The sequence below is a fragment of the Brevundimonas sp. NPDC055812 genome, assembly GCF_053616535.1.
The window spans coordinates 1-1,250 of record NZ_JBSHDX010000020.1; the positions used below are offsets into that span (position 1 = coordinate 1).

At 71.2% G+C, this 1,250-nt stretch carries 1 protein-coding gene; it reads left to right on the top strand.

Going from position 1 to position 1,250, the window contains the following annotated elements; all coding sequences use genetic code 11:
- On the top strand, positions 1–1,250 hold a 1,250-nt coding region (locus tag ACWGL1_RS16125), incomplete at both ends, for an aldehyde dehydrogenase family protein (RefSeq protein ID WP_452112569.1).

Consider the following 1,250-nt stretch of genomic DNA (forward strand, 5'->3'; position numbering starts at 1 on the left):
CCCTGGGCCGACGCTTCGCCCGAGGTGCGCTCGGACATCCTGGACCGGGCCGGGACCCTGCTGATGGAGCGGCGCGAGGCGGTCGGCCGCCTGCTGTCGCGCGAAGAGGGCAAGACCCTGGCCGAGGGCATAGGCGAGACCGCCCGCGCCGCCCGCATCCTGAAGTTCTTCGCCGGCGAGGCCCTGCGCCTGCACGGCCAGAACCTGGCCTCGACCCGGCCGGGCGTCGAGATCCAGACCTATCGCCAGCCGGTCGGGGTGTTCGGCCTGATCACCCCGTGGAACTTCCCCATCGCCATTCCGGCCTGGAAGATCGCCCCGGCCATCGCCTTCGGCAACACCGTGGTCATCAAGCCCGCCGGCCCCACCCCGGCCACGGCCGAGGCCCTGATCGCCATCCTGCATGAGGCGGGCCTGCCCGGCGGCGTGGTCAACATGGTCATCGGCGACGGCGACGTCGGCCGCGCCATCGTCGCCCACCCGGACGTGGACGGGATCAGCTTCACCGGCTCGCAGAAGGTCGGCGCCGGGGTGGCCGAGGGGGCGATGAAGCGCCAGGCCCGCGTGCAGCTGGAGATGGGCGGAAAGAATCCGCTGATCGTGCTGGACGACGCCGATCTGGAGCGCGCCGTGGCCATCGCCCTGGACGGCGGCTTCTTCGCCACCGGCCAGCGCTGCACCGCCTCCAGTCGCCTGATCGTGCAGGACGGCGTCCACGACCGCTTCGTCGCCGCCCTGGCCGAGAAGGTGAAGGCTTTGCGCGTCGGCGACGCCCTGGACCCGACGACCCAGATGGGCCCGGCCGTGACCGAGGCCCAGCGCCAGACCGCCTACGACTACATCGACATCGCCCGCGACGGCGGGGGCCGCGTGCTGGCGGGCGGCGAACGTCTCAGCCTCGACAAGCCGGGCTGGTACGTCCAGCCGACCCTGATCGTCGACACCCAGGCCGACGCCCGCATCAACACCGAGGAAGTGTTCGGTCCGGTCGCCTCAACCATCCGCGTCGCCTCCTATGAAGAGGCCCTGGCGGTCGCCAACGGCGTCGAGTTCGGCCTGTCGGCGGGCATCGTCACCCAGTCGCTGAAGCACGCCCGCGACTTCCAGCGCCGCGCCAAGGCGGGCATGACCATGGTCAACCTGGCCACGGCCGGCGTCGATTACCACGTCCCCTTCGGCGGCACGAAGAAGTCCAGCTACGGCCCCCGCGAACAGGGCTTCGCCGCCGCAGACTTCTACACTCTGACCAA